Origin of the sequence: Pseudomonas sp. YH-1 (genome assembly GCF_051990045.1) — a bacterium.
Lineage (GTDB): Bacteria > Pseudomonadota > Gammaproteobacteria > Pseudomonadales > Pseudomonadaceae > Pseudomonas > Pseudomonas nicosulfuronedens.
The window spans coordinates 5,320,013-5,341,775 of sequence record NZ_CP178184.1 but is presented as its reverse complement, the minus strand read 5'-3'; the positions used below and the strand labels follow the sequence as shown (position 1 = coordinate 5,341,775).

Annotated in this window: 25 protein-coding genes and 1 tRNA gene; 12 read left to right on the top strand and 14 right to left on the bottom strand. The window is 64.4% G+C overall.

Annotated features, from left to right (window positions below):
• Positions 1–104 precede the first annotated feature (104 nt).
• From ACKI1H_RS24350 to ACKI1H_RS24340, 3 genes are all read right to left on the bottom strand, one after another.
• Positions 105–464, bottom strand: coding sequence for an Mpo1-like protein (locus ACKI1H_RS24350; RefSeq protein WP_138521899.1), 360 nt, complete (start codon positions 462–464; stop codon positions 105–107).
• Between the two features lie 115 nt (positions 465–579).
• The gene (locus ACKI1H_RS24345) at positions 580–2,058 is read right to left on the bottom strand and encodes a methyl-accepting chemotaxis protein (RefSeq protein ID WP_440466619.1); all 1,479 of its coding nucleotides are present in this window, start codon (positions 2,056–2,058) and stop codon (positions 580–582) included.
• Positions 2,059–2,194: 136 nt separating this feature from the next.
• Positions 2,195–2,995: a TatD family hydrolase gene (locus ACKI1H_RS24340; RefSeq protein ID WP_440466618.1), complete on the bottom strand. Its 801-nt coding sequence runs from the start codon at positions 2,993–2,995 to the stop codon at positions 2,195–2,197.
• 224 nt (positions 2,996–3,219) lie between these two features.
• Here ACKI1H_RS24340 and ACKI1H_RS24335 point away from each other — a divergent pair, with 224 nt between their 5' ends.
• Both ACKI1H_RS24335 and ACKI1H_RS24330 read left to right on the top strand, forming a co-directional pair.
• Positions 3,220–4,644, top strand: coding sequence for a transglycosylase SLT domain-containing protein (locus tag ACKI1H_RS24335; RefSeq protein ID WP_440466617.1), 1,425 nt, complete (start codon positions 3,220–3,222; stop codon positions 4,642–4,644).
• 142 nt (positions 4,645–4,786) lie between these two features.
• Positions 4,787–5,221, top strand: coding sequence for a DoxX family protein (locus tag ACKI1H_RS24330; RefSeq protein WP_138521891.1), 435 nt, complete (start codon positions 4,787–4,789; stop codon positions 5,219–5,221).
• Positions 5,222–5,302: 81 nt separating this feature from the next.
• Here the strand turns inward: ACKI1H_RS24330 and ACKI1H_RS24325 are convergent, their stop codons facing one another.
• A complete protein-coding gene (locus ACKI1H_RS24325; protein WP_440466616.1) occupies positions 5,303–6,331 on the bottom strand; it encodes a YeiH family protein in 1,029 nt (342 codons plus the stop codon).
• A gap of 93 nt (positions 6,332–6,424) precedes the next feature.
• On the opposite strand from ACKI1H_RS24325, the gene ACKI1H_RS24320 reads away from it, so the two are divergent.
• Positions 6,425–7,324, top strand: a complete 900-nt coding sequence (locus ACKI1H_RS24320; protein WP_440466615.1) for a LysR family transcriptional regulator — start codon at positions 6,425–6,427, stop codon at positions 7,322–7,324.
• Here ACKI1H_RS24320 and thpR read toward each other — a convergent pair.
• Entirely contained in the window at positions 7,310–7,828 is a 519-nt protein-coding gene (gene thpR / locus ACKI1H_RS24315; RefSeq protein ID WP_440466614.1) for an RNA 2',3'-cyclic phosphodiesterase, read from the bottom strand. The two genes, ACKI1H_RS24320 and thpR, sit on opposite strands and share 15 nt — an antisense overlap.
• 181 nt (positions 7,829–8,009) lie before the next feature.
• On the opposite strand from thpR, the gene ACKI1H_RS24310 reads away from it, so the two are divergent.
• Positions 8,010–8,330 (top strand): hypothetical protein, encoded by a 321-nt coding sequence (locus ACKI1H_RS24310; RefSeq protein WP_440466613.1) that lies wholly within the window; start codon positions 8,010–8,012, stop codon positions 8,328–8,330.
• A gap of 18 nt (positions 8,331–8,348) precedes the next feature.
• On the opposite strand, the gene greB is transcribed toward ACKI1H_RS24310, so the two are convergent.
• The 3 genes from greB to ACKI1H_RS24295 are packed head-to-tail and all read right to left on the bottom strand — an operon-like array spanning position 8,349 to position 12,086.
• Positions 8,349–8,846, bottom strand: coding sequence for a transcription elongation factor GreB (gene greB, locus ACKI1H_RS24305; protein ID WP_017517009.1), 498 nt, complete (start codon positions 8,844–8,846; stop codon positions 8,349–8,351).
• 41 nt (positions 8,847–8,887) lie between these two features.
• Positions 8,888–11,389: an ABC transporter permease gene (locus ACKI1H_RS24300; protein ID WP_440466612.1), complete on the bottom strand. Its 2,502-nt coding sequence runs from the start codon at positions 11,387–11,389 to the stop codon at positions 8,888–8,890.
• Between the two features lie 13 nt (positions 11,390–11,402).
• On the bottom strand, positions 11,403–12,086 hold the full coding sequence (locus tag ACKI1H_RS24295) for an ABC transporter ATP-binding protein (RefSeq protein WP_440466611.1): 684 nt from the start codon (positions 12,084–12,086) through the stop codon (positions 11,403–11,405).
• Positions 12,087–12,096: 10 nt separating this feature from the next.
• Between ACKI1H_RS24295 and ACKI1H_RS24290 the strand changes: the two genes are divergently transcribed.
• From ACKI1H_RS24290 to ACKI1H_RS24280, 3 genes are all read left to right on the top strand, one after another.
• Positions 12,097–12,702 carry an arylesterase gene (locus ACKI1H_RS24290; RefSeq protein ID WP_440466610.1) on the top strand — a complete coding sequence of 202 codons (606 nt, stop codon included), beginning with the start codon at positions 12,097–12,099 and terminating at the stop codon, positions 12,700–12,702.
• An 87-nt stretch (positions 12,703–12,789) separates the two neighbouring features.
• Positions 12,790–13,068: a hypothetical protein gene (locus ACKI1H_RS24285; RefSeq protein ID WP_138521880.1), complete on the top strand. Its 279-nt coding sequence runs from the start codon at positions 12,790–12,792 to the stop codon at positions 13,066–13,068.
• 73 nt (positions 13,069–13,141) lie between these two features.
• Entirely contained in the window at positions 13,142–14,125 is a 984-nt protein-coding gene (locus tag ACKI1H_RS24280) for a L,D-transpeptidase family protein (protein WP_440466609.1), read from the top strand.
• Between the two features lie 147 nt (positions 14,126–14,272).
• On the opposite strand, the gene oprI is transcribed toward ACKI1H_RS24280, so the two are convergent.
• Both oprI and ACKI1H_RS24270 read right to left on the bottom strand, forming a co-directional pair.
• Positions 14,273–14,524, bottom strand: a complete 252-nt coding sequence (gene oprI, locus ACKI1H_RS24275; protein ID WP_017517003.1) for an outer membrane lipoprotei OprI — start codon at positions 14,522–14,524, stop codon at positions 14,273–14,275.
• A 413-nt stretch (positions 14,525–14,937) separates the two neighbouring features.
• A tRNA-Ser gene (locus ACKI1H_RS24270) sits at positions 14,938–15,027 on the bottom strand.
• 161 nt (positions 15,028–15,188) lie between these two features.
• Here ACKI1H_RS24270 and earP point away from each other — a divergent pair.
• The gene (gene earP / locus ACKI1H_RS24265; protein WP_440466608.1) at positions 15,189–16,316 is read left to right on the top strand and encodes an elongation factor P maturation arginine rhamnosyltransferase EarP; all 1,128 of its coding nucleotides are present in this window, start codon (positions 15,189–15,191) and stop codon (positions 16,314–16,316) included.
• A gap of 42 nt (positions 16,317–16,358) precedes the next feature.
• Complete coding sequence (gene efp / locus ACKI1H_RS24260; RefSeq protein WP_138521874.1) at positions 16,359–16,925, top strand: elongation factor P; 567 nt, start codon at positions 16,359–16,361, stop codon at positions 16,923–16,925.
• Positions 16,926–17,003: 78 nt separating this feature from the next.
• Here the strand turns inward: efp and ACKI1H_RS24255 are convergent, their stop codons facing one another.
• The 3 genes from ACKI1H_RS24255 to ACKI1H_RS24245 form a co-directional block, all read right to left on the bottom strand.
• A complete protein-coding gene (locus ACKI1H_RS24255) occupies positions 17,004–17,432 on the bottom strand; it encodes an organic hydroperoxide resistance protein (protein WP_138521872.1) in 429 nt (142 codons plus the stop codon).
• Between the two features lie 172 nt (positions 17,433–17,604).
• A complete protein-coding gene (locus ACKI1H_RS24250; RefSeq protein WP_138521870.1) occupies positions 17,605–18,054 on the bottom strand; it encodes a MarR family winged helix-turn-helix transcriptional regulator in 450 nt (149 codons plus the stop codon).
• A gap of 63 nt (positions 18,055–18,117) precedes the next feature.
• Positions 18,118–19,074 (bottom strand): LysR family transcriptional regulator, encoded by a 957-nt coding sequence (locus ACKI1H_RS24245; protein ID WP_138521868.1) that lies wholly within the window; start codon positions 19,072–19,074, stop codon positions 18,118–18,120.
• A gap of 105 nt (positions 19,075–19,179) precedes the next feature.
• On the opposite strand from ACKI1H_RS24245, the gene ACKI1H_RS24240 reads away from it, so the two are divergent.
• On the top strand, positions 19,180–19,926 hold the full coding sequence (locus ACKI1H_RS24240) for a sulfite exporter TauE/SafE family protein (protein WP_138521866.1): 747 nt from the start codon (positions 19,180–19,182) through the stop codon (positions 19,924–19,926).
• Between the two features lie 18 nt (positions 19,927–19,944).
• Here ACKI1H_RS24240 and ACKI1H_RS24235 read toward each other — a convergent pair whose 3' ends face one another.
• Entirely contained in the window at positions 19,945–20,796 is an 852-nt protein-coding gene (locus ACKI1H_RS24235) for a LysR family transcriptional regulator (protein WP_024764539.1), read from the bottom strand.
• A gap of 97 nt (positions 20,797–20,893) precedes the next feature.
• On the opposite strand from ACKI1H_RS24235, the gene ACKI1H_RS24230 reads away from it, so the two are divergent.
• Together ACKI1H_RS24230 and ACKI1H_RS24225 are read left to right on the top strand one after the other, a co-directional pair.
• Positions 20,894–21,124: a DUF1127 domain-containing protein gene (locus ACKI1H_RS24230; RefSeq protein WP_440466607.1), complete on the top strand. Its 231-nt coding sequence runs from the start codon at positions 20,894–20,896 to the stop codon at positions 21,122–21,124.
• 105 nt (positions 21,125–21,229) lie between these two features.
• Positions 21,230–21,709, top strand: coding sequence for a DUF3291 domain-containing protein (locus ACKI1H_RS24225; RefSeq protein ID WP_138521862.1), 480 nt, complete (start codon positions 21,230–21,232; stop codon positions 21,707–21,709).
• Positions 21,710–21,763: the final 54 nt, after the last annotated feature.

Below are 21,763 nucleotides of genomic sequence, written 5' to 3'. Positions count from 1 at the left end.
AAGCTGACATCTCAACAGCTCGTGACGAAATCTCGACGATTATATCGGCGAACCTGCCGGGTACTTGAATGGCCGAAATGCCGCGCCCTGTTGTTACGGCCGGCTCAGCGCCGGCGATTACGCCAGGCGCGCCACCAGGCACCGCTCAGGACGAAGCGGGGGAAGGTGACGAACTGCTCGACCAGCAGCCGACTGACAGCATCCTTGCGGTCGCTGAAGGGTTCGGGCGGTTGCTCCTCGAGTTTGTGCCCGCGACCCTGGATGGCCAGTGAGGCGACCATGCCGATCACGCCCAGCAGGATCGTTGTCAGGCTCAGGCTGAACAGCCCGCTGAGCAGCGTTAGTGCGCCGAGGATGAACAGCGGCACGGCGATGATGTGCAGCGCCAGGTTGGTCGGGTTGCGGTGGTTGGCGGCGTAGCCTTGCCACTGCCAGGCGAGGAGATTGGGGTGACGTTTGCCCATGGTGCAGCTCCCGAGGCTGAGAAGCCCGCCTGAGTGCAGGCGGGCGGAATATCAGCAGTCTAGGTGCAGCCCCGAAACCCGCGCCAATGGGCGCAGGCTATGCGGGTGATAGGAATTACAGGCGCAGCTGGCGGATGGCGCGGCTGAGTTCGCCGGCGAGATCCGCCAGCTGGTGGCTGGTGCCGGCCGAATCGACGGTCTGCTGCACGGTGTGCTCGGTAACGTCGCGGATGCCCACGACCGAGCGGGTCATTTCCTCGGCCACCTGGCTCTGTTGCTCGGCGGCTACGGCGATCTGGGTGTTGCTCTCGCGCATCAGCGCAACGGCGGAAGCGATGGCCGCCAGGGCTTCGCCGGCCTCGCGGGCTTCCTCGACGCAGCCGTCGGCCTTGATCGAGCTTTCCTGCATGAATTCGACGGCGTCGCGGGTGCCGGATTGCAGCGCGTTGATCATCTGGGTGATCTCGTCGGTGGAATCCTGTACGCGCTTGGCGAGGTTGCGCACTTCATCGGCAACCACGGCGAAGCCACGTCCCATCTCGCCGGCGCGGGCGGCCTCGATAGCGGCGTTGAGGGCAAGCAGGTTGGTCTGCTCGGCGATGCCGTGGATCACGCTGACCACGCTGCTGATCTTGTGGCTGTCCTGTGCCAGCTGCTGGATCATTTCGGCAGTCTGCTGCACGCCCTGGGACAAACCGGCGATGGACTGGCCGACGCGACCGACCACCTGCTGGCCATTGCCGGCCAGGCGGTCGGCTTCCTGCGACTGGTCGCGGGTGTCGGCGGCATGCTGGGCGATGTGGTGGACGGTGGTGGACATCTCGTTGATTGCGGTGGCGGCCTGGTCGGTCTCGCTCTGCTGGCCGAGCATGCCCTGGCGCACCTGGCCCATGCTGCTGGCGAGGCTGCGTGCGCCTTCGTCGAGGCGGCCGGCGGCCTGGGCAACGGTACCGACCACGCGCTGGTAGCCCGCCTGCATGGCATTGAAGGCAGTGGCCATCTGGCCGACTTCGTCACGGCTTTCCAGCGGGACGCGGGCGGCCAGGTCGCCGCTCTTCTCGACATGGAGCATCACGTCGCGCAGGGTCAGCAAGTGAGTGAGGATGAAGTGGATGAGCAATTGCGAGGCCGCCAGCAAGGCCAGCATCAGCACCAGCACGGCGCCGGCGTAGGGCAGGGCGCGGTCCTCGAAGACGCTCCAGAAATCGGCGCCGGGGGCCAGCACGGCGACGCGCTGGCCGTTGCCGATGTCTTGCACGTAGGCGCCGGCCAAGGCTGCCTGGCGGCTCTGCGCGCCTTGCAGGTCAACCCAGCCGTTGGCGCGGGCGAGGGCGGAACCGTCGATACCGGCGATCTGCGGCGCGCTGCCGCTGGCGAAGCTGACGAGGTTCGGCGACGTCGGCAGAGCCGCACCTGCCGGCCAGTTCTTCAGCAACTGGGCCTGGGCTTCGGCACCCTGGCGTGCCTGCTGGTTGCGCCCGTCGAGTTCCTGGTGCATGGCGAACAGCACCAGCAGCAGGGTGGTGACGAAGGCGACCGCGTTGACGGCCCAGAATTTGTACTTGAGGGAAAGATCGCGGATCCAGGCGGCCATAAATCTCTTCTTGTCGGTCGAATAGTGGCAAGGCGCCATTATTGTCGTGAAAAGGATGAAGGTGGCCATTGATGGGAATCAAGCCACCTTCCGCTCCCGACTTATCGGCCGACGAAGGGCGATCTTGAGAGCCGGTTCAAATTTCCGGCAGGTCAAAGAAGCGTCGCGCGCACTCGGTGGTATGGGTTGCAACCCGTTCTGCGCTCTCGCCCCGGTGTTGGGCCACGCAGGTCAGCACTTCGGGCAGGTAGGCCGGCTGGTTGCGACCGTTCTTCGGCTTCGGGCGCAAGGTGCGAGGCAATAGATAAGGCGCGTCGCTTTCCAGCATCAGCCGGCCTTCGGGAATCTCCCGCACCAGTTCCTGCAGGTGCGTGCCGCGGCGTTCATCGCAGATCCAGCCGGTGATGCCGATGTGCAGGTCGAGGTCGAGGTATGAGTAAAGCGTGCGGCGCTCACCGGTGAAGCAATGCACCACGGCGGCAGGCAGCTTGTCGCGGAAGTCCTTGAGGATTGCCAGCAGGCGTTCGCCGGCGTCGCGCTCGTGGATGAACACCGGCAACTGCAGCTCCACGGCGAGAGCCAGTTGTTCTTCGAAAGCCTTCTCCTGCTGCGGGCGCGGCGAAAAGTCGCGGTTGAAGTCCAGGCCGCATTCGCCAACCGCCTTGACCCGGTCCTCGGCCAGCAGGCCGCGAAGTACCTTGGCGCTGCTGCTGTCCCAGTGGCTGGCTTCGTGCGGATGGACGCCGGCAGTGCAGTAAAGGCGCTGTTCTTCGTCCAGTTGCCGGCACAGTTCCAGGGCCTGTTCGCTGTCGCCCAGGCTGGTTCCGGTCAGGACCATTTGCACGACGCCGGCCTCGATTGCGCGAGCGAGGACCGCTTCACGTTCCGGGACGAAGCTCGGGTGGGTGAGGTTGACGCCGATGTCGATCAGTTGCATTTTTGTTCCCTTTGTTCGGAAGCGGAGCATAGCAAAAGCCGCTTTTTATACAAAAATCCTTACAAAACAGCAGGTTGAGGAATATTCCGAAGATTTATCGGAAGTTTCGGGTTGGTATTGATCCCCTCCTGTGAGAGTCTTGCGCGCCCTTGGCGGCCGGGAACTACCGGTCGAAACCGCACTCTAATCGGCCCACCGCCGAGTGCGAGCCCCCGGAGAGCTGGATGACCCGACTGTTGCTGCTACTGCTGTGCCTCGTGGCCCTGACGCCACTGCCGGCGGCCGCGCGCCTGACGGCCCAGCCGGAAAACTGGGAGCAGGAAAGCAGCGACGCCCGCGACCTGGCCACCATCCGTTCCGGTGGCACCCTCCGGGTTCTGGTCAACCAGAGCCGCAACAGCTCCGGCGAAATCAAGGGCGAACCCATCGGCGTCGAATACCGCCGCCTGCGCGCCTTCGAGCAGTACCTCAACGACAGCGCCCCGGGGCGCAAGCCGCTCACCATCAAATTCATTCCCAAGGCCAAGGATCAATTGCTCGGTGCGCTGCAGCGCGGCGAAGGCGATCTGGTCGCGCCGGGGGAAGTCCTGCTGGCCCGCGACGGCCAGAATGTCAGCCCCAGCCTGCCGTGGAAGGCCGACGTACCGCTGGTGCTGGTGACCAAGCAGGGCAATCGCAAGTTCGTGCGCCTCGAACAGCTCGCCGGTCGTACCATCACCCTGCCGGCCGGCAGCGCCGCTGGCGAGGCTGTGCGCAAGGTCAACGAACGCCTGGCGCAGAAGCGAATGGCGCCGCTGGTGCTGGAGTGGACCGACTCCTCCCTGGCCGTGGAAGACGTGCTGGAGATGGTCCAGGCCGGCATCTTCAACTACACCGTGGTCGAGCAGCCCATCGCCGAGCGCTGGAGCAAGGTCTTCACCAAGCTGCGCGTCGACCGGCACCTGGTGCTGGACAACAGCGAGCCGATGGCCTGGTACGTGCGCCGCGATGCGCCAATGCTGCGTGCCAGTGTCAACCGCTTCCTCAAGGACTACCGCGCGCCGGCGGACCAGGATGCGGCCTTCCAGCGCCTTTACCGCCGTGCCTACCAGGTGCGCAATCCACTGCAGGTGCCCGACCGCAAGCGTCTTGAAGCAGTGCGTCCGACCCTGCAGCGCTACGCCGAACAGAGCAAGGTCGACTGGCTGGCGCTGGCCGCGGTTGGCTTCAAGGAATCCAATCTCAATGCCAGCGCGCGCGGCGCTGGCGGCGCCACCGGGCTGATGCAGATCACCCCGGCGGCGGCCCGCGCCGTGGGCGTGGATACCGTGCACCAGAAGGACAGCAACGTGCAGGCTGCCAGCCGTTACATGGCGATGCTGCGCAAGCGCTTCTTCTCCAGCCCGCGGATCAACGAGCGTGACCGCATGGCCTTCGTTCTGGCTGCCTACAATGCGGGCCCCGAGCGGGTGCAAAGCCTGCGCGCGGAGGCCAAGCGTCAGGGCCTCAACCCCAACCAGTGGTTCTTCCAGGTCGAGCGCGTCGCGGCCGAGCAACTGGGTATGGGCGTGGTGAACTACGTCAGTAGCGTCAACAAGTACTATCTTGCATATCAGCGGGAACGTGATGGCCTCGAGCCACGTGAAAGCGTGGCGGCAATCAAGAAGTAATCGGTTTCTTTGATAGTTATTAGCGCGAATTTGCGCTTTTGATATCGGAAAAACTGGATATATTGGTCGCCAAGCAACTACGGTTGTCACCCACTTCCTACGCAACCCTTCGCTCCCACTAGAGCTCGCATAAGGACGCACCATGAACTCGCTGATCAAATCCATCCTGAGCACCAACGCTGGCGCTGGCATCGCTGTACTGCGCATCACCACCGGCCTGACCTTCATGGCTCACGGCTCGCAGAAACTCTTTGGTGCCTTCGGTGGTCCGGGTTTGCAGGGCATGGCAGGCTGGCTGGAATCCCTTGGCGTGACCCCCGGCTACCTGATGGCCGCCTTGGCCGGTAGCGCCGAGTTCTTTGGTGGTCTGGCGCTGGTCCTGGGTCTGCTGGTGCGCCTGGCAAGCATCCCGCTGATCGTCGCTATGCTGGTCGCGGTGTTCAGCGTGCACCTGGCCAACGGCTTCTTCATCACCGCCAACGGCTTCGAATATGCCTTCACCCTGATCATGATCAGCGTCGCACTGCTGATCAGCGGCGCCGGCCCGTTCTCCCTGGACCGCAAGCTGTCCAGCTGATCGCCGAAACGGTAACGAGAAAGGGCGGACACCTGGGTGTCCGCCCTTTTTGTTTTCCTTTCCGAATCAGTGGAACGCGATTCAGTGAAAGAGATATTGCACCCCGCCATTGATCAGGCCGCCGCCCACCAGCAGGAAGACGAACAGTCCGGCGCCCAGCAGCAGCGGCTTGGGGCCTTCCTTGCGCAGATCGCCCAGGCGAGTGGCCAGGCCCAGGGCGGCCATCGCCATACCGAGCATTACGTCGTCCAGCTGCTGCAGCGGTGCCAGCCAGCTTTCCGGTACCCAGCCCAGCGAGCGCAGGCCTGTCACCAGCAGGAACAGCACGGCGAAGCCTGGAATATGCAGCTTGCGACGTGCCCCCGGCTCGGCGGCTTCGGCGCAACCGACACGGCCGAGAATAAGCAGTGCCGGGGCCAGCAGCAGGACGCGGAGCATCTTGCTGATCAACGCGGCGTCGGCGGCGGCTGGGTCCATGGCGCGGCCAGCGGCGACCACCTGGGCGACCTCGTGGATAGTCGAGCCGGTGAACACGCCGAAGGCCTGCTCACTGCCGAACAGGTTGGGCAGCGCGGCGTAGATCAATGGGTGCAGCAGCATCGCCAGGGTGCCGAACAGCACCACAGTCGCTACCGCAACGGCAGTGTGCTCGGCACGAGCCTTGAGCACCGGGCTGCTGGCCATTACCGCCGCGGCACCGCAGATGGCGCTGCCGGCGCCGATCAGCAGGGCGCTTTCGCGCGGCAGCTTGAGCCAGCGTTCGCCGATCCACCAGGCGACGGTCAGTGTGCTGGCGACCATCAGCACGTCGATGATCAGCGCGGCCGGGCCGAGGGCCGCGATGTCCTGGAAGGTCAGGCGCAGGCCGTAGAGCACCACGCCCAGGCGCAGCAGTTGCTGGCGCGACAGGTCGATACCGGGGCGGATGCTGCCTAAGCGGGCCAGGCCCAGGTTGCCCGCCAGCAGGCCGATGAGGATCGCCAGGGTCAGGCTGCCGAGCCCCAGGTGCTGCAGCGCGGGGATTTCCATGAGCTGGCGGGAGCCGAAGGCGATAGCCAGGCAGAGCAGGGCGCCGGGGAGGTAGTAGGGCAGGCGGCGAAGGGCGTTCATTGCAGGCTCCTTGTATAAGGTGAAGCCATGGTGCCGCCGGCATGCTTAGTGTAAAAACGGATTGTTCTTATTGGGATGACCGGTTTTATCGATATGGGGCCACGCATCACCCTTCGCCAACTGGCGACCTTCACGGCCATCGCCGAACTGGGCAACGTGACCCAGGCGGCGGCGCGCATCGCGCTTTCGCAGTCCGCCGCCAGCCAGGCGTTGCAGGAGCTCGAGCGTACCCTTGGCACGCGCCTGTTCGACCGCAGTGGCAAGCGCCTGGCGCTGAACGATAACGGCCGCGCCTTCTACCCCAAGGCCAGCGCGTTGCTGGCGCAAAGTGCGGAGCTGGAGAGCCTGTTCGAGTCGGCGCCGGTGCAGCTGAGCCTCGGTGCCAGCCGCAGCATCGGCGGCTATCTGTTGCCGCAGGTGATGGCCGGTTTTCTCGGCGAACTGCCCGAAAGCCGCCTGGAGTTGCAGGTTGCCAACAGTGGCGGGGTGATCGAGGCGCTGGCCGAATTCAGGCTGGACGTAGCCTTCATTGAAGCGCCGATCCAGCACCCGCAGATCCAGCTCACGCCCTGGATGGCCGATGAGTTGCTGCTGGTAGTGGCGCCGGACCATCCCCTGGCGTTGGCTGAGCGCATCAGCCTGAAGGATCTGGCGGCAGCGCGCTGGGTGCTGCGCGAGGCGGGCTCCGGCACCCGAGTGACGTTCGAACAGCAGGTATTGCCGCGTTTGGGAAGCGTCAACGCGCCCCTGGAGGTGAGCAACGCCGAGGCGATCAAGCATCTGGTGGGCAGCGGTTTTGGTATCGGTTGCCTGTCGCAGCGCGTGGTGCAGGCGGAGCTGGAGCGCGGCGAACTGGTGCGCCTGGACAATCCGCTGGGGCCGCTGCGGCGCACCTTCTTCCGTGCGCTGCATATCGACAAGTACCCCACGGCTGGCCTGCGTCGCTTCCTCGATTACGCCCAGGACTGGGCGGCGCGATCAGACGCTTTCTAGCGGCCACTCGCCGATGGCGCGGTAATGCACGCCGCCAGGGCTGTTCTCCGAGCTGAACAGCGTCACGGCCTGGGCGGGTAGTACAAACGACGCAGTGGCGGCTGGGGTCTGGTGGGCGTGGCGAGCGAGGGTGATATGGGGATGGAACGGGCGATGCTCGACCTCGAATCCACCCATCCGCAGCTCCTCGCGCAGGGCGTGGACAAGCTCATGCAGCGCTGCCGGAATGCTGCCGGGGGCCAGGTGAAGGATGCCGTTGTTCCAGCGCGCGACGTGGTCCAGTTCCAGATTGAAGCCCCGACGCGGCAGGCGTTCGCCGATGGCGCGCAATTCCGCCTTGCGGCCGCGCGGCACGGAACCGAGAAAGGCCAGGGTCAGGTGCAGGTTGGCCTGGGATACGGGCTGGCCGTCGTGGTGCAGGCTGTCGCGCCAGGAGCAGATGCGCATCGCCAGTTCCGCCGGGCAGGGCAGGGCGAAGAACAGCCGCATGGGGGGTGTGGTCATCGACTGAGGTCTCCTTGACAGCTTTGCCGGCGCTTCTCTAGGATGCCGCACAGCGCCGATTTAAGTAGCAACTTGCGGGGCGCGGATGCAGCGATGGCTGACATCGAAATACCGCTAAAGCGCTGGTTCGGTGTGCCTCTCGCCGCGTCCAGCAGGACCCCTGAGGCGGAGACGTGACACCATGACCTGTCCCAACCCGCATGTGCGCCTGGCCCCGATCACCACCGGCCTGGTGCGCCGTAATCCGAAGATTCTCCTGGGCGGCAATCACCAGCCTACCCTCGTCCGTTACCTCGATGGCTGGCCCAAGCGCTGGAACGGCTCGCGAACCTTCCTGATCCAGTTTGCCGAAACCTTTGCCGATCTCGCGCGCTTCCCATCCGACAGTTTCGACTTCGCGGTGGTGCAGTCGCCTATTGCCGAGCAACTGGAAGCCGCCGTTCACGAACTTACCCGCGTGGCCCGGCAGGGCCTGATCACCCGGCGTCCGCAACCGCTCTGATCCTGTAGGGGCGGGCCGTCAGGGATACTCGATTTCCACCACGAACCACATCTTCTCGCCGGATGGGCTGCGAACCATCACCTCGGCATCCAGCTCCTTGCCCACCAGGGCGCGGGCCAGGGGTGAGTCGATACTGATGTGGTTGTTGCGCAGGTCCAGTTCGTCCGGGCCGACGATGCGGTAGCGGGCCTGCTCGCCGTCCTCGTCTTCCAGGGTGACCCAGGCGCCGAAGTAGACCTTGTTCGGATCGGCCGGACGCTCGCTGACTACCTTGCAGTTCTCCAGGCGTTTGCGCAGGAAGCGCACGCGGCTGTCGATCTCGCGCAGCATCTTCTTGCCGTAGGTGTATTCGGCGTTCTCCGAGCGGTCGCCTTGCGCAGCGGCCTCGCTGACTGACTGGGTTACCTGTGGTCGGCGCACGTTCCACAGTTCATGCAGTTCGGCGCGCAGGCGCGCTTCGCCCTCGGGCGTGATCAGTGGGGTACCGGCGGGGCGGGGCGGACGATAGCGGCTCATGGCATCCAGTGCGGCGAGAGTGATCGGGGCAGTCTACCCGATCAGCTCTCGCGCAGCAGGCGCAACGGGCTCACGTTGAGTGCGCGGCGCGTGCCGAGAAGCCCCGCACCGCCCACCAGGATCGCGCCCAGCACGGGCAACGCCAGCAGCCAGGGATGCGGGCTCCACGGCAGGTCGAACACCAGCCGGTAGAGCAGGTAACTGATCAGCTCGCAGCCCAGCGCGGCCAGCAGACCGCTGACCGCGCCGAGCAAGGCGAATTCGCTGCGCCGCGTGCGCATCAGCAGGCCGCGTTCTGCGCCCAGTGCGCGCAGCAGTGCGCCCTGACGCAGGCGCTCATCGAGGGTCGCCTGCAGTCCGGCGAACAACACCACAAAGCCGGCGGCGAGGACGAACACCAGCACGTACTCCACCGCCAGCGTCACCTGGTCGAGGATGCTGCGCAGCTGCGCGAGCAGCGCATCCACCGGCAGCAGGGTGACGGTGGGGTAGGCGCGCGCGAGTTCGATCAGCTGGCGTTCCTGGCTGACCGGCAGGTAGAAGCTGGTCAGGTAGGTCACCGGCAGATCGGTCAGGGTACCGGGCTCGAAGACCATGAAGAAGTTGGGCTGGAAGTTGTCCCACTTCACCGAGCGCAGGCTTCGGACCTGCGCTTCGCGGGTCTGCCCGGCGACGGTGAAGCTCAGGTGGTCGCCGACCTTCAGGCCGAGATTGCCGGCAAGCTTCTCTTCTACCGAGACACCCGGCAGCTCGTTCTTCTCGTCGGCCTGCCACCAATCCCCGGCGACTATCTGGTTGCCCGAAGGCAGGTGTGCGGACCAGGTCAGGCCGAGGTCGCGGTGCAGGGCACGCTCGCTGCGGACGTCCTCGTTCAGCGCCTGGACGGGCTTGCCGTTCACCGCCACCAGCCGGCCGGGCACCATCGGGTAGAGGTCTTCGGCGTTGGGCGATAGCGCCTTCACGCGCTGCTCGAAACCTTCTTTCTCGGCGGGCAGGATGTTCAGGGCGAAGTGGTTCGGTGCGTTGGGAGGCAGCTGGGAATGCCAGGTGTCCAGCAGCTCTCCGCGCAGCAGGGCGATCAGCGCCATGGCCAGCAGGATCAGGCCGAAGGCGAGGCTCTGCCCGGCAGCGGCCAGGGGATAGCGCAGCAGCTGGCCCAGGCCCAGTCGCCACGGCAGACTGGCGCCCTGCAGGGCGCGGCGCAGGCCGCGCAGGGCGAGCAGCAGGATGAAGCCGAGGATCACCGCAGCAATGGCGCCGCCGCCGAGCAGGGCGAGAGTCAGTTTCAGGTCGAGACTGAGCCGCCACATGATCAGTCCGAGGGCGAGCAGGGCACAGCCGTAGGCGGCCCAGGTGCGCATCGGTACCGGCAGCAGGTCGCTGCGCAGCACTCGCAGCGGCGGTACGCGGCCGAGGGCGGCGAGCGGTGGCAGGGCGAAGCCGGCCAGCGCGACCAGGCCGGTCGCCATGCCGGCCAGGGCGGGGACTATGCCGGCATCGGGGATTTCCGGCGGCAGCAGGTTGCCCAGCAGGTGCATCAGGCCGAGCTGCGCGAGCCAGCCGAGGAAGGCGCCGCAGACACTGGCAGCCAGTCCCAGGGTGAGTAGTTGACTGCCATACAGCAGAAGGGCTTCGCGGCGCGACAGACCCAGGCAGCGCAGCAGCGCGCTGGCGTCGAAGCGGCGGGTGGCGAAGCGGTTGGCCGAGAGCGCCACGGCTACGCCGGCGAGCAGTACGGCAGCGAGGCTGGCGAGGTTCAGGTAGCGCTCGGCGCGGCCCAGGGCATCGCCGATCTGGCGGTTGCCATGGTGGGCATCCTGCAGTTCCTGGTTGGCGGCCAGCCCTTCCTTCGTGGCCTGGCGGTACGCCTGCAGTGCGTCGTGCGCACCGCCCCATAGGTCGCGATAGCGCACCCGGCTACCGGGCTGCACCACATCGGTGGCGTCCAGGTCGTGCAGGCTCATCATTACGCGGGGCGTAAGGCTGTAGAAGTCGCCGGCGCGGTCCGGTTCATAGGTCAGCACGCGGGCGATGCGCAAGGACTTGCGGCCGATGTCGACGCTGTCGCCGATCTTCAGGTCGAGGCTGGCCAGCAGGCGCGACTCGACCCAGATATCGCCCGGTGCCGGTCGGCCGCCCTCGACTTCCGGCTGCAAGGGCGCCGGCGCGCTCTTCAGTTCACCACGCAGCGGATAGCTGTCGCCGACCGCCTTCACGCTGCTCAGCTGGATGCCATTGTCGGTGGCTACCACGCTGGAGAATTCGACGCTCTGCGCGTGCTGCAGGCCGAGCTTGAGGCCTCGGTCGATCTGCTCCTGCTGCGCCGGTTGGGTACCGGTGAGTACCAGGTCCGCACCAAGGAATTCGGCGGCGCGGACCAGCATGGCGCCGTTCAGGCGAGCGCTGAAATAGCCGATCGCGGAGCTGGCGGCCACTGCCACCAGCAGGGCGAAGAACAGCACGCGCAGCTCGCCGCGGCGGCCCTCGCGCCACAGCTGGCGCAGGGACAGGCGAAACAGGTTGGGCAGCGACAGTGGCTTCATCGGCTCTCGTCCGTCAGGGTTCGACGTGGTCGATCAGGTGGCCGCTTTCCAGGCGGATGTGCCGCTGGCAGCGGTGGGCGAGGCGTTCGTCGTGGGTCACCAGGACCAGGGTGGTGCCGCGTTCGCGGTTCAGCTCGAAGAGCAGGTCGCTGATGCGCTCGCCGGTGTGAGTGTCGAGGTTGCCGGTAGGTTCGTCGGCGAACAAGACGTCCGGTTCGGCGGCGAAGGCGCGGGCGATGGCGACTCGCTGCTGTTCGCCACCGGAGAGCTGGCGCGGGTAGTGGGTCAGGCGCTGGCCGAGGCCGACGCGTTCCAGCAATTCGCGGGCGCGCGGCTCGGCGTCCTTGCGGCCATCCAGTTCCAGCGGCAGCATGACGTTTTCCAGCGCATTGAGGCTGTCGAGCAACTGGAAGGACTGGAAGACGAAGCCGACGTGGGCGGCGCGTACCCGCGCGCGCTGGTCCTCATCGAGGCTGCCGAGGGTGTGCCCAAGCAGGACGATCTCGCCGCCGCTCGGTAGGTCGAGCCCGGCGAGCAGGCCCAGGAGGGTGGACTTTCCCGAGCCGGAGCTGCCGACGATGGCGATGCTGTCGCCGCGGGCGAGGTCGAGGGAGAGATCGTGGAGGATGGTCAGCTTGCCTTCCGCGCTGGAAACAACCTTGCTAAGGTTCCGCGCGGTGAGAATGCGTTCGCTCATGGAGAATCCGATGCGTGCATGGCTAATGGGCGGCTGCCTGGCGTTGCTTCTGATCACGCAGCAGGCCGCGGCGCAGACGCTGTTGGTCGTCGGCGATAGTATCAGCGCCGGTTTGGGGCTGGATACCAGCCTGGGGTGGGTCAACCTGCTGGACAAGCGCCTCAAGGAGCAGGGTTTCGACTACAAGGTGGTGAATGCGTCGATCTCCGGCGACACCACGGCAGGAGGCCTCGCGCGGCTGCCTGCGCTGCTTTCGGAGCAGAAGCCGAAGCTGGTGGTGATCGAGTTGGGCGGCAACGATGGCCTGCGCGGAATGGCCCCGGCGCAATTGCAACAGAATCTTAGCGGCATGGTTCAGCAGTCGCAGAAGTCGGGCGCCCGGGTGATCCTGCTCGGCATGCGCCTGCCGCCCAATTACGGGCAGCGCTACACGGATGCTTTCGCCAAGGTCTTCGACAGTGTGGCGAGTGAGCAGAAGATTCCGCTGGTGCCGTTTTTCCTCGAGGGGGTAGGGGGCGTGCAGGACATGATGCAGGCCGACGGCATCCATCCGGCGGTGGCGGCGCAGCCTAAACTGCTCGATAACGTGTGGCCGACGCTCAAGCCCCTGCTGTGATGCATAGCAGGACGGATAAACCACCGAATCGAGGCTTCCCCGCGCCCGGCCTTTCGGCTATGTTTGCGCACCCTTCTGGAACCCCCTATGTCGCGCTCCGCCTGGACCCTCTTCGCCTACCAGCTGATCGAACCCGATGAGCAGCTGGACCTGTTCGCCTGCCGCGAGGTCCGGGTGCATCTGGTCGCGCGCCAACTGGAGCTGGGAACCCCGGCCGACCGCACGCTCTGCGGCAGTCTGCTGCCCGCGCAGCCGATGTGGCGCGGGGCCGAGAAGCCGCTGCTGCGCGATCGGCGTATCTGTGCGGCCTGCCTGAAACAACTCGAAGAGGAAAAGCGCGGCGCACGCAGTACCTGGCTCGTCTGATATCTCCCGTTGACGGGGCTTGCGGTGGTAAACTGATCACCCTTTGCTCATTGCCCACGTCAAGGATCCTCGGATGTTGTCGCGCGTCATTGCCGCCTGCTCGCTGTCCCTCGCCGCGCTGCTCTCGGCCGGCCCCGTTTCCGCCATTGAATTGCCGCTGCCGGCGCCGGGCGACGATATCGTCGGCCAGGTCCAGGTCATCAAGGCCAAATACGAAGACACCTTCGCCGACCTTGGCGAGAAATATGGCCTCGGCTACTCCGAGATGATCGCCGCCAACCCGGGCGTCGACGCCTGGCTGCCGGGCGTAGGCACCGAGGTCATCATTCCGACCCGTTTCGTCCTGCCGGCCGGTCCGCGCGAAGGTGTGGTGATCAACCTCGCCGAGTACCGCCTGTACTACTTCCCCAAGGACAAGAACGTCGTCTACACCTACGCCCTGGGCATCGGTCGTGAGGGTTGGGGTTCGCCGGTGGGCAGCACCAGCGTGATCGCCAAGACCAAGGACCCGGCCTGGTATCCGCCGGCATCGATCCGCGCCGAACATGCTGCTGACGGCGATCCGCTGCCGACCGTGGTGCCGCCGGGCCCGGACAACCCGCTGGGTCCGTACAAGATGAGCCTGGGCTTCCACGGCTACCTGATCCATGGTTCGAACAAGAAGTTCGGCATCGGCACCCGCACCAGCCATGGCTGCTTCCGCATGTACAACTGGGACGTGACTCAGCTGTTCTCGATGATTCCGGTGGGCACCAAGGTGCGCATCATCAACGAGCCGTACAAGTTCGGTCGCAGCGAAGGCAAGATCTACCTCGAAGCCCATGCACCGATCGACGACAACGGTGATCCGTCCGTGGTCGACAAGCACACTGCGGTGATCAATGCCCTGCTCAAGCGCGAAGACATTGCCAGCCAGATGCAGATGGACTGGAACGTTGTGCGTGAAGTAGTCGCTGCGGAAGATGGCCTGCCGGTCGCCATTGCCCAGCCGCAGCAAGTGCAGCAAGGTGGTTCGGTTGCTGCCACTGTTGACCAGGAAGCCATGCCGCTGCAGTAACTCGCAGCGCGCACCAGGAAGCCCGCCGACCGCTACCGGTCGAGCGGGCTTTTTGTTGTCCGCCTGCTTTGTCGTGGGGACAAAACTGCGGGCATAAAAAAACCGACCCCGAAGGGTCGGTTTTTTTCGAACAGATCCGAAGATCTATTACTTGCGGCTGGCTTTGTCCAGCATACGCAGGGCGCGCTCGTTAGCCTCGTCAGCGGTCTGCTGGGCTTTCTGAGCAGCGGCCAGAGCTTCGTCAGCCTTGCGATAGGCTTCATCGGCACGGGCTTGAGCGCGAGCAGCGGCGTCTTCAGTAGCGGTCAGACGTGCTTCGGTTTCTTTCGAGTGGCTGCTGCAACCGGTGGCCAGAACAGCAGCCAGAGCCAGAGCAGAGAATTTCAGAACGTTGTTCATCGTGTTCCCCTTAAGGTGGACATTTCCATTAAAAGCAATCTCCCATGACTGGGAAATTAGCCGGACTACATAGTACCCATTACTTGTAGTAAGTAAACTGACCAAGCGCAAGTACGGCACTTTTTTTTCATGTTACGGGTGCAGTTAGCAGTTGTGCGAGGCCGATTTGGGCAAAAACTGTCCAATCTGGCAAAGGAGTGTTGCCAACAGGTGTCAGACGGGGTCTGAGGCGGGTTTCCGGCCTGCGGAACCAAGCTGTCAGATGACTGTCGACAATGGTCGAACAACTGTTTAATCGCCGTTGTGCATTTGTCCAAGTGACAACTTGCAACTAGGTCGCAACAGGTGAAGAAAGTGTGAAGGGGAAAACGAAAAAGCCCGGCTAATTGCTTAGCCGGGCTTTTTCATGAATCTGGCGGTGAGGGAGGGATTCGAACCCTCGATACGATTTCTCGTATACACACTTTCCAGGCGTGCTCCTTCAACCGCTCGGACACCTCACCAGATTTCTCGACAGCGCTGTGTCTGTCGAGGCGCGCACTTTACTCAAAGGTTTGCTCCTTGGCAAATCTTTTTTGAAAATTTTTTCCAAGGGATTCATCGGCTTAAGGAGCGCGACTGGGATCGCGGGTACACTGGCGCCTTCTGATACGTGGAAAAGTGCATGGCCAGCTGGGACATCTTCTGCAGCGTAGTCGATAACTATGGCGATATCGGCGTCACCTGGCGGCTGGCCCGGCAGCTAGCCGGCGAACATCGGCAGCAGGTGCGGCTGTGGGTCGATGATCTGGCTGCTTTCGTGCGTATCTGTCCGACGGCCGATGGCGTGGCCGAAGTGCAGCAGCAATCGGGCGTGGACGTTCGCCTGTGGCCGCAGCCCTGGCGGGACACTCCCGCGGCGGATGTGGTGGTCGAGGCCTTCGCCTGCGAAATGCCGGCTGCCTATATAGAAGCGATGCGCGAGCGCCGGACGCCCTCCCTGTGGCTGAATCTGGAATACCTCAGCGCCGAGTCCTGGGTGGAGTCCTGCCATGGATTGCCATCGATGCAGGCCAGCGGCCTGCAGAAGTACTTCTATTTCCCCGGCTTCACCACTGCCACCGGCGGGCTGTTGCGAGAGGGTGATCTGATTGCCCGGCGCGATGCCTTTCAGGCCGATCCGGCGGCCAGCCTTCGCTTCCTGGATAGTCTGGGTGTGCGTCCGCAGGTTCACGAGCGGCGCATTTCCCTGTTCGCTTATGAGAATGCCGCGCTGGGCGGCTGGCTGGATGCACTGGCCGCGAGTTCCATCGCAACCCTGTTGCTGGTTCCCGAGGGCAGGGTGCTTGCCGATGTCGAGCGTTGGGCGGGGCAGGTACTGGGCGTAGGGAAGCAGTACCAGAAGGACTCCCTGCGGGTGCAGGTGCTGCCGTTCGTGCGCCAGGAAGACTACGACCCACTGCTATGGAGTTGTGATTTCAATGCGGTGCGGGGCGAGGATTCGTTCGTGCGGGCGCAATGGGCGGGACGGCCATTCGTCTGGCACATCTACCAGCAGGACGAGGATGTCCACCTGGAGAAGCTGGAAGCTTTCCTGGGACTGTTCGGCGAGGGAATGAGCGTAACGCTGCGCTCGGAGTTGACGGCTTTCTGGATGGCCTGGAACGGGCTGGGTGATTCGGGCGAAGCCTGGCGAAAGCTGGAAAGCCGGCTGCCGGAGTGGGCCGCGTGGATTGGCAATTGGCAGCGGCGCCTGACCGAACAAACCGATCTTGCTACGGGGCTGGTGCGTTTTTATACAAATTGGCTATGATATGGCCCCTGATTTTTGTCTCCAATCCAATCGGATAATCGTATGAAAACCGCACAAGAGTTCCGCGCTGGCCAGGTTGCCAACATCAACGGCACCCCCTGGGTCATCCAGAAGGCCGAGTTCAACAAATCCGGCCGTAACTCCGCGGTCGTCAAGATGAAGCTGAAGAACCTGCTGACCGGTGCCGGCACCGAGACCGTGTTCAAGGCCGACGACAAGCTGGAGCCGATCATCCTCGATCGCAAGGAAGTGACCTACTCCTACTTCGCGGACCCGCTGTATGTCTTCATGGACACCGAGTTCAACCAGTACGAGATCGAGAAAGGCGATCTGGAAGGCGTTCTGACCTTCATCGAAGACGGCATGACCGACGTCTGCGAAGCAGTGTTCTACAACGAGAAAGTCATCTCCGTTGAACTGCCGACCACCATCGTTCGTGAAATCGTCTACACCGAGCCGTCCGTACGTGGCGACACCTCCGGTAAAGTGATGAAGACCGCTCGCCTGAAGAACGGTGCTGAAGTCCAGGTTTCCGCCTTCTGCGAAATCGGTGATTCGATCGAGATCGATACCCGCACCGGCGAATACAAGTCTCGCGTCAAGGCCTGAGCCTGATTCGAGATGCAGAAAAGCCCGGCTGATGCCGGGCTTTTTCGTTTCTGCCGTTCTGGTTTGTCGGCGCAGGAATCAAACGCTGACGTTCAGGCGCACGTCGATGTTGCCGCGGGTGGCGTTGGAGTAGGGGCACACCTGGTGAGCCTTGGCGACCAGCTCTTCAGCTTCGGCCTGGTCCAGGCCCGGCAGGTTGATGTTCAGTTCCACTTCCAAGCCGAAACCGCCGGGAATCTGGCCGATGCCGACCTTGCCGGTGATCGAGGCGTCTGCCGGGATCTGCTTCTTGCTCTGGCTGGCGACGAACTTGATGGCACCGATGAAGCAGGCGGAGTAACCGGCGGCGAACAGCTGTTCCGGGTTGGTGGCTTCGCCGCCCGCGCCGCCCAGTTCGCGCGGGGTGGTCAGTTTTACGTCGAGGATACCGTCCGAGGAGACGGCGCGGCCGTCACGGCCTCCGGTAGCGGTAGCAGTGGCGGTGTAGAGGGCTTTGATGGTTTGCATGGTGGTCTCCGATTCGCTGTCAGGTAGGTCGGGTTGAGAATATCTTGCTGCTTAATATCTTGTGCGCTAATCAGTTAGTGAGGTGAAAGTTAGTTCTATTTAATTTTGTGCGCAAGATAATCATTGGAAGATTTCTGACTAAAGGACCTGCAGCTTTGGCATATGCCCCGGATTACGGGGCTTGCAGATGTCCGCGCAGGTCCACGAGCTCCTCCTGGAGGCGCTTCAGACTGTCCAACGTTAGACCGCTGCTGGCGAGAATGCAGGCCGGAATGCTCTCCGCCTGTCGGCGCAGCTCACGGCCCTTGTCGGTCAGGCGCAGTTGCACCACGCGCTCGTCGGCTTGGCTGCGGGTGCGGGTGATCAGGCCTTCGGCCTCCAGACGCTTGAGCAGGGGTGTGAGGGAGCCGGGGTCGGTGAGCATGCGTGAGCTGATTTCTCCCACGGTGATGCCGTCTTCCTCCCATAGCACCAGCATGGCGATGTACTGCGGGTAGGTGAGCCCCAACTCCTGCAGCAGCGGCTTGTAGACCTTGGTCATTTGCAGGGAGGTGGAATAGAGGGCGAAGCACAGCTGGTTATCCAGCTTGAGAGCTTCGCAGGTCGGGTCTTGCTGGGTCATGGCGTGCTCCTGGCCGGGGCGCTCGAAGCGAAGAGGTGATTGCGCATTAATTTAGCGCGATGGTTAATTCTTGAACAGCGCTTCCTCCAGTGCGGCGTCCCAGGGGGGCGGGAAGCCGAAACGCTCCAGCAGGAAGCCCAGCAGGCGCTCACTGCGCGGGTGGGTGCCGCGCTCCAGGCGCAGAGCGTGGATGACCCCCGGTTCCGGCTCGGGAAGGCCGCTGTCGCAGAACAACGGCAACAGTTGGCCGCTGATCAGGTACTCGCTGCATAGCCACGTGGGCAGGTGGGCAAGGCCAATGCCTTGCAGCGCACCTTCCACCAGCGTTTCGGCATTGTTGGCAGTCATGCGCAGGCGGCGCGGCCGCAGGTGCTGCAGTTTGCCGTCGATGAGGAAGCGCCAGGCCAGCGGTGGCGCCAGGCCTTCCCAGTCGAGGCCGATGTGCTCCGGCAACTCCAGTGCCGAGGCCGGTCTGCCGTGCTGCTGCAGGTAGGCGGGGCTCGCGCAGACGATCCGCCGCATGGGTGCCAGGCGCGTGGCGACCAGGCGGCTGTCGGGCAGGGTGCCGATGCGCAGGACCAGGTCGACCTGGCCGAGATTTTCCCCGCGGGTGTCGGTGAAGCTGTCGATCAGCCGCAGTTGCACGTCCAGGCCGGGGTTGGCGGTGAGGAAGTCCGCCAGTGCCGGGGCCAGGTGGCGTCGACCGAAGGGCACGGGGGCGTCGATGCGGATCAGGCCTTCCGGGGCGGTGCTCAGGGAGACCGCTTCCGCTCGCGCCTGGCGCAGCTCGATGACGATCCGCCGCGCTCGCTCGGCGAACGCCAGGCCTGCCGGTGTGGCGCGTACGTTGTGGGTACTGCGCACCAGCAGGGTCGAGCCCAACCCCTGTTCCAGTGCGTCCATGCGCCGTGCCACGGCGGAAGGGGTGAGCTGGCGAAGGCGGGCAGCGGCAGAGAAGCTGCCGTTGTCGAGCACGTCCAGGTAAAGGTCGAGCTGGTCTTCGAGGCTGGAGGGATTCATGGTCAATAGCGGCTTTGCGAAAAAGACAAAGCCATTGTGCTGCGCTTTGCGTTTCCCATCCAGCCAGTGTTTTCTAGCATGGACGCACTGCTGTGGAGGTGCGTCATGTGGGACCTGGTTGTGGATTTTCTGCTCGGCGTCGTCCTGGGCAGTCTGGGGGGGCTGTTCGGGATCGGGGGCGGGCTGCTGGCGATTCCAGCACTGGGCGTGCTGTTCGGGCTTGACCAGCAACTGGCGCAGGGGACCGCACTGGTGATGGTGGTACCGAACGTGCTGCTGGCGATCTGGCGTTATCACCAGCGCAACCGTATCGACTTCGCCCAGGCCGGTGTGCTGGCGCTGACCGGTCTGGTCTGTGCATTCTTTGCTTCCAGCATCGCGGTGAACCTGGATGCCCGGAGCATGCGCACCGCCTTCGTGGTCTTCCTAGTGCTGTTGGCGCTGTATCTCCTGGTCCGTTTGTTCCAGAGCGTGCCGCAGGGTGGTAGTACGCCGCGCTACGGCCTGCCGTGGATGGGCGTGCTGGGGCTGGGTGCTGGCTCGCTCGGAGGGCTGTTCGGGGTCGGCGGTGGCGTGCTGGCGACGCCCGTGCTGACCTCGGTGTTCGGTCTGACCCAGGTGATTGCCCAGGGCCTCGCGCTGGCGTTGGCGGCGCCCAGCACGGGTGTGGCACTGGCGACCTACGCGGTGCACGGCCATGTGGACTGGCGCATGGGCGGTGCGCTGGCATTGGGTGGGCTGGTGAGTATTTCCTGGGGTGTACGCCTGGCTCATGCGTTGCCCGAGCGTCAGCTGCGCATGGCCTTCAGCGCCTTCCTGATGGTCTGTGCGGTACTGCTGGCGGTGCGTTGAGCCCCAGTGTGCGGATAGTCAGGACTTGAAGCCTTCGACGATGTATTCCGCCAGCTTGTCGGTCACCGGCGTCATCTTCTGCCCGCGCAGCAGCACGATGCTGGCGTTGGGCAGCACGGGCAGGCCTTCGTCCTCGCCGATGATGCGCAGGTTGCCGGTGAGCAGGCTGCGCAGCTGCGCGGTCACTGCCAGTCCGGCATTGGCCACGGCGAAAAGGGCGGACAGACTCGGGCTGCTGTAAGCGATGCGGTAGTCCACCTCCATCGCCTCCAGCGCATTGCACGCCCAGGCGCGGCAGAAGCAGGCAGTGTTGAACATCGCCAGCGGCAGTGGGCGCTGGTCCTGCGGGCAGAAACTCTCGGCGGCCATCCAGACGAAGTCTTCCTGACGCAGCAGCTGACCGATTTCGGTGCCCGGTTCGCGGGTGACGATGGACAGGTCCAGGTCGTTGCGCATCAGCAATTGCGCGGACGAATCGCAATGCACCTCGACCTGCACCAGCGGGTAGGCTTCGGCGAAGCGCGACAGGATGCTGGGCAGGAAGCGCATCACGTAGTCATCCGGCGTGCCGATCTTCACCGAGCCGACCATGTGCGGCTGGCGGAAGGTGTTGAACACCTCACCCTGTAACCGCAGGATGCGCCGCGCGTAGCCCAGCAGGATCTGCCCCTCCGGCGTCAGACGCACCTGGCGGCCGTCGCGCTCGAACAGGCTGCGCTCCAGTACGTCTTCCTCCAGGCGTTTCATCTGCATGCTCACTGCCGACTGCGTGCGGTTGACCATCTCGGCGGCGCGGGTGAAGCCGCCGTGGTCGGCGATGGCGACGAAGGTGCGCAGCAGTTCGCTGTCGATGCTGGGGAAGCTGCTCATTCATCAATCTCCGAGATGGGTCGCATAAGAATGATTCGTTGGATTGATCTTAGCGCGAGCGGGAAACTGCATCCAACCCCACTGGGAGGGAAGCAAGATGAAAGGTCAACTCGGTTTCGTAGCAGCGTCCTACCATGTCCACAAAATCGCCGGCGCACCGCTGTGGAAGCGCGCCGTACAACGTGTCCTGCACTGGCACGAACTGGCCCGCCAGCGCCGTGAACTGGCGACCATGAGCGATGAGGCGCTCAAGGACATCGGCCTGAGCCGCGCCGATATCCAGCAGGAGGTCGAGCGCCCGTTCTGGATGGACTATGTTCGTCGTTGAGCCGTTCCCGCCTGAACTGGCCGGGCGGCACGGATCTTCGCCGTGCCGCCCGCGCTTCGATGTGCAACCCCGTGAAATGAAAGCCATGACAAGGATGCCGTGCCCATGAAAGGCCAGCCCACCCGTTATCACCTCGCCCAGGTCAACATCGCCAAGGCCCGCGCCCCGCTGGATCACCCCCTGATGAAGGGCTTCGTCGACCAGCTCGACCACATCAATGCCCTTGCCGAGCGCAGCCCCGGCTTTGTCTGGCGCTTGCAGACGGAGGAGGGCGATGCCACCGCCATCCGGGTCTTCGAAGACCCGCTGATCATCGTCAACCTGTCCGTCTGGGAATCCGTCGAGTCGCTCAAGGACTACGTCTATGCCGGCGAGCACCTGCAGGTGCTGCGCAGCAAGCGCGATTGGATGGAGCGTCTGCCGTCGCCGAGCCTTGCGCTCTGGTGGCTGCCCGCAGGTGAGCTGCCCGATGGGGCGATGGCCCGCGAACGCCTGGAGCGCCTGCGGCTGGAAGGCCCTTCGGCGGATGTCTTCACCTTCGCACGCCCCTTCCCGATGCCCGCGCGACTCGGCGAGTTCGCCTGATGCAGCCAGGCGTCGTGAATGGAGTTAGGCTCTAGGGCTCGCTCAGCCCCGGAG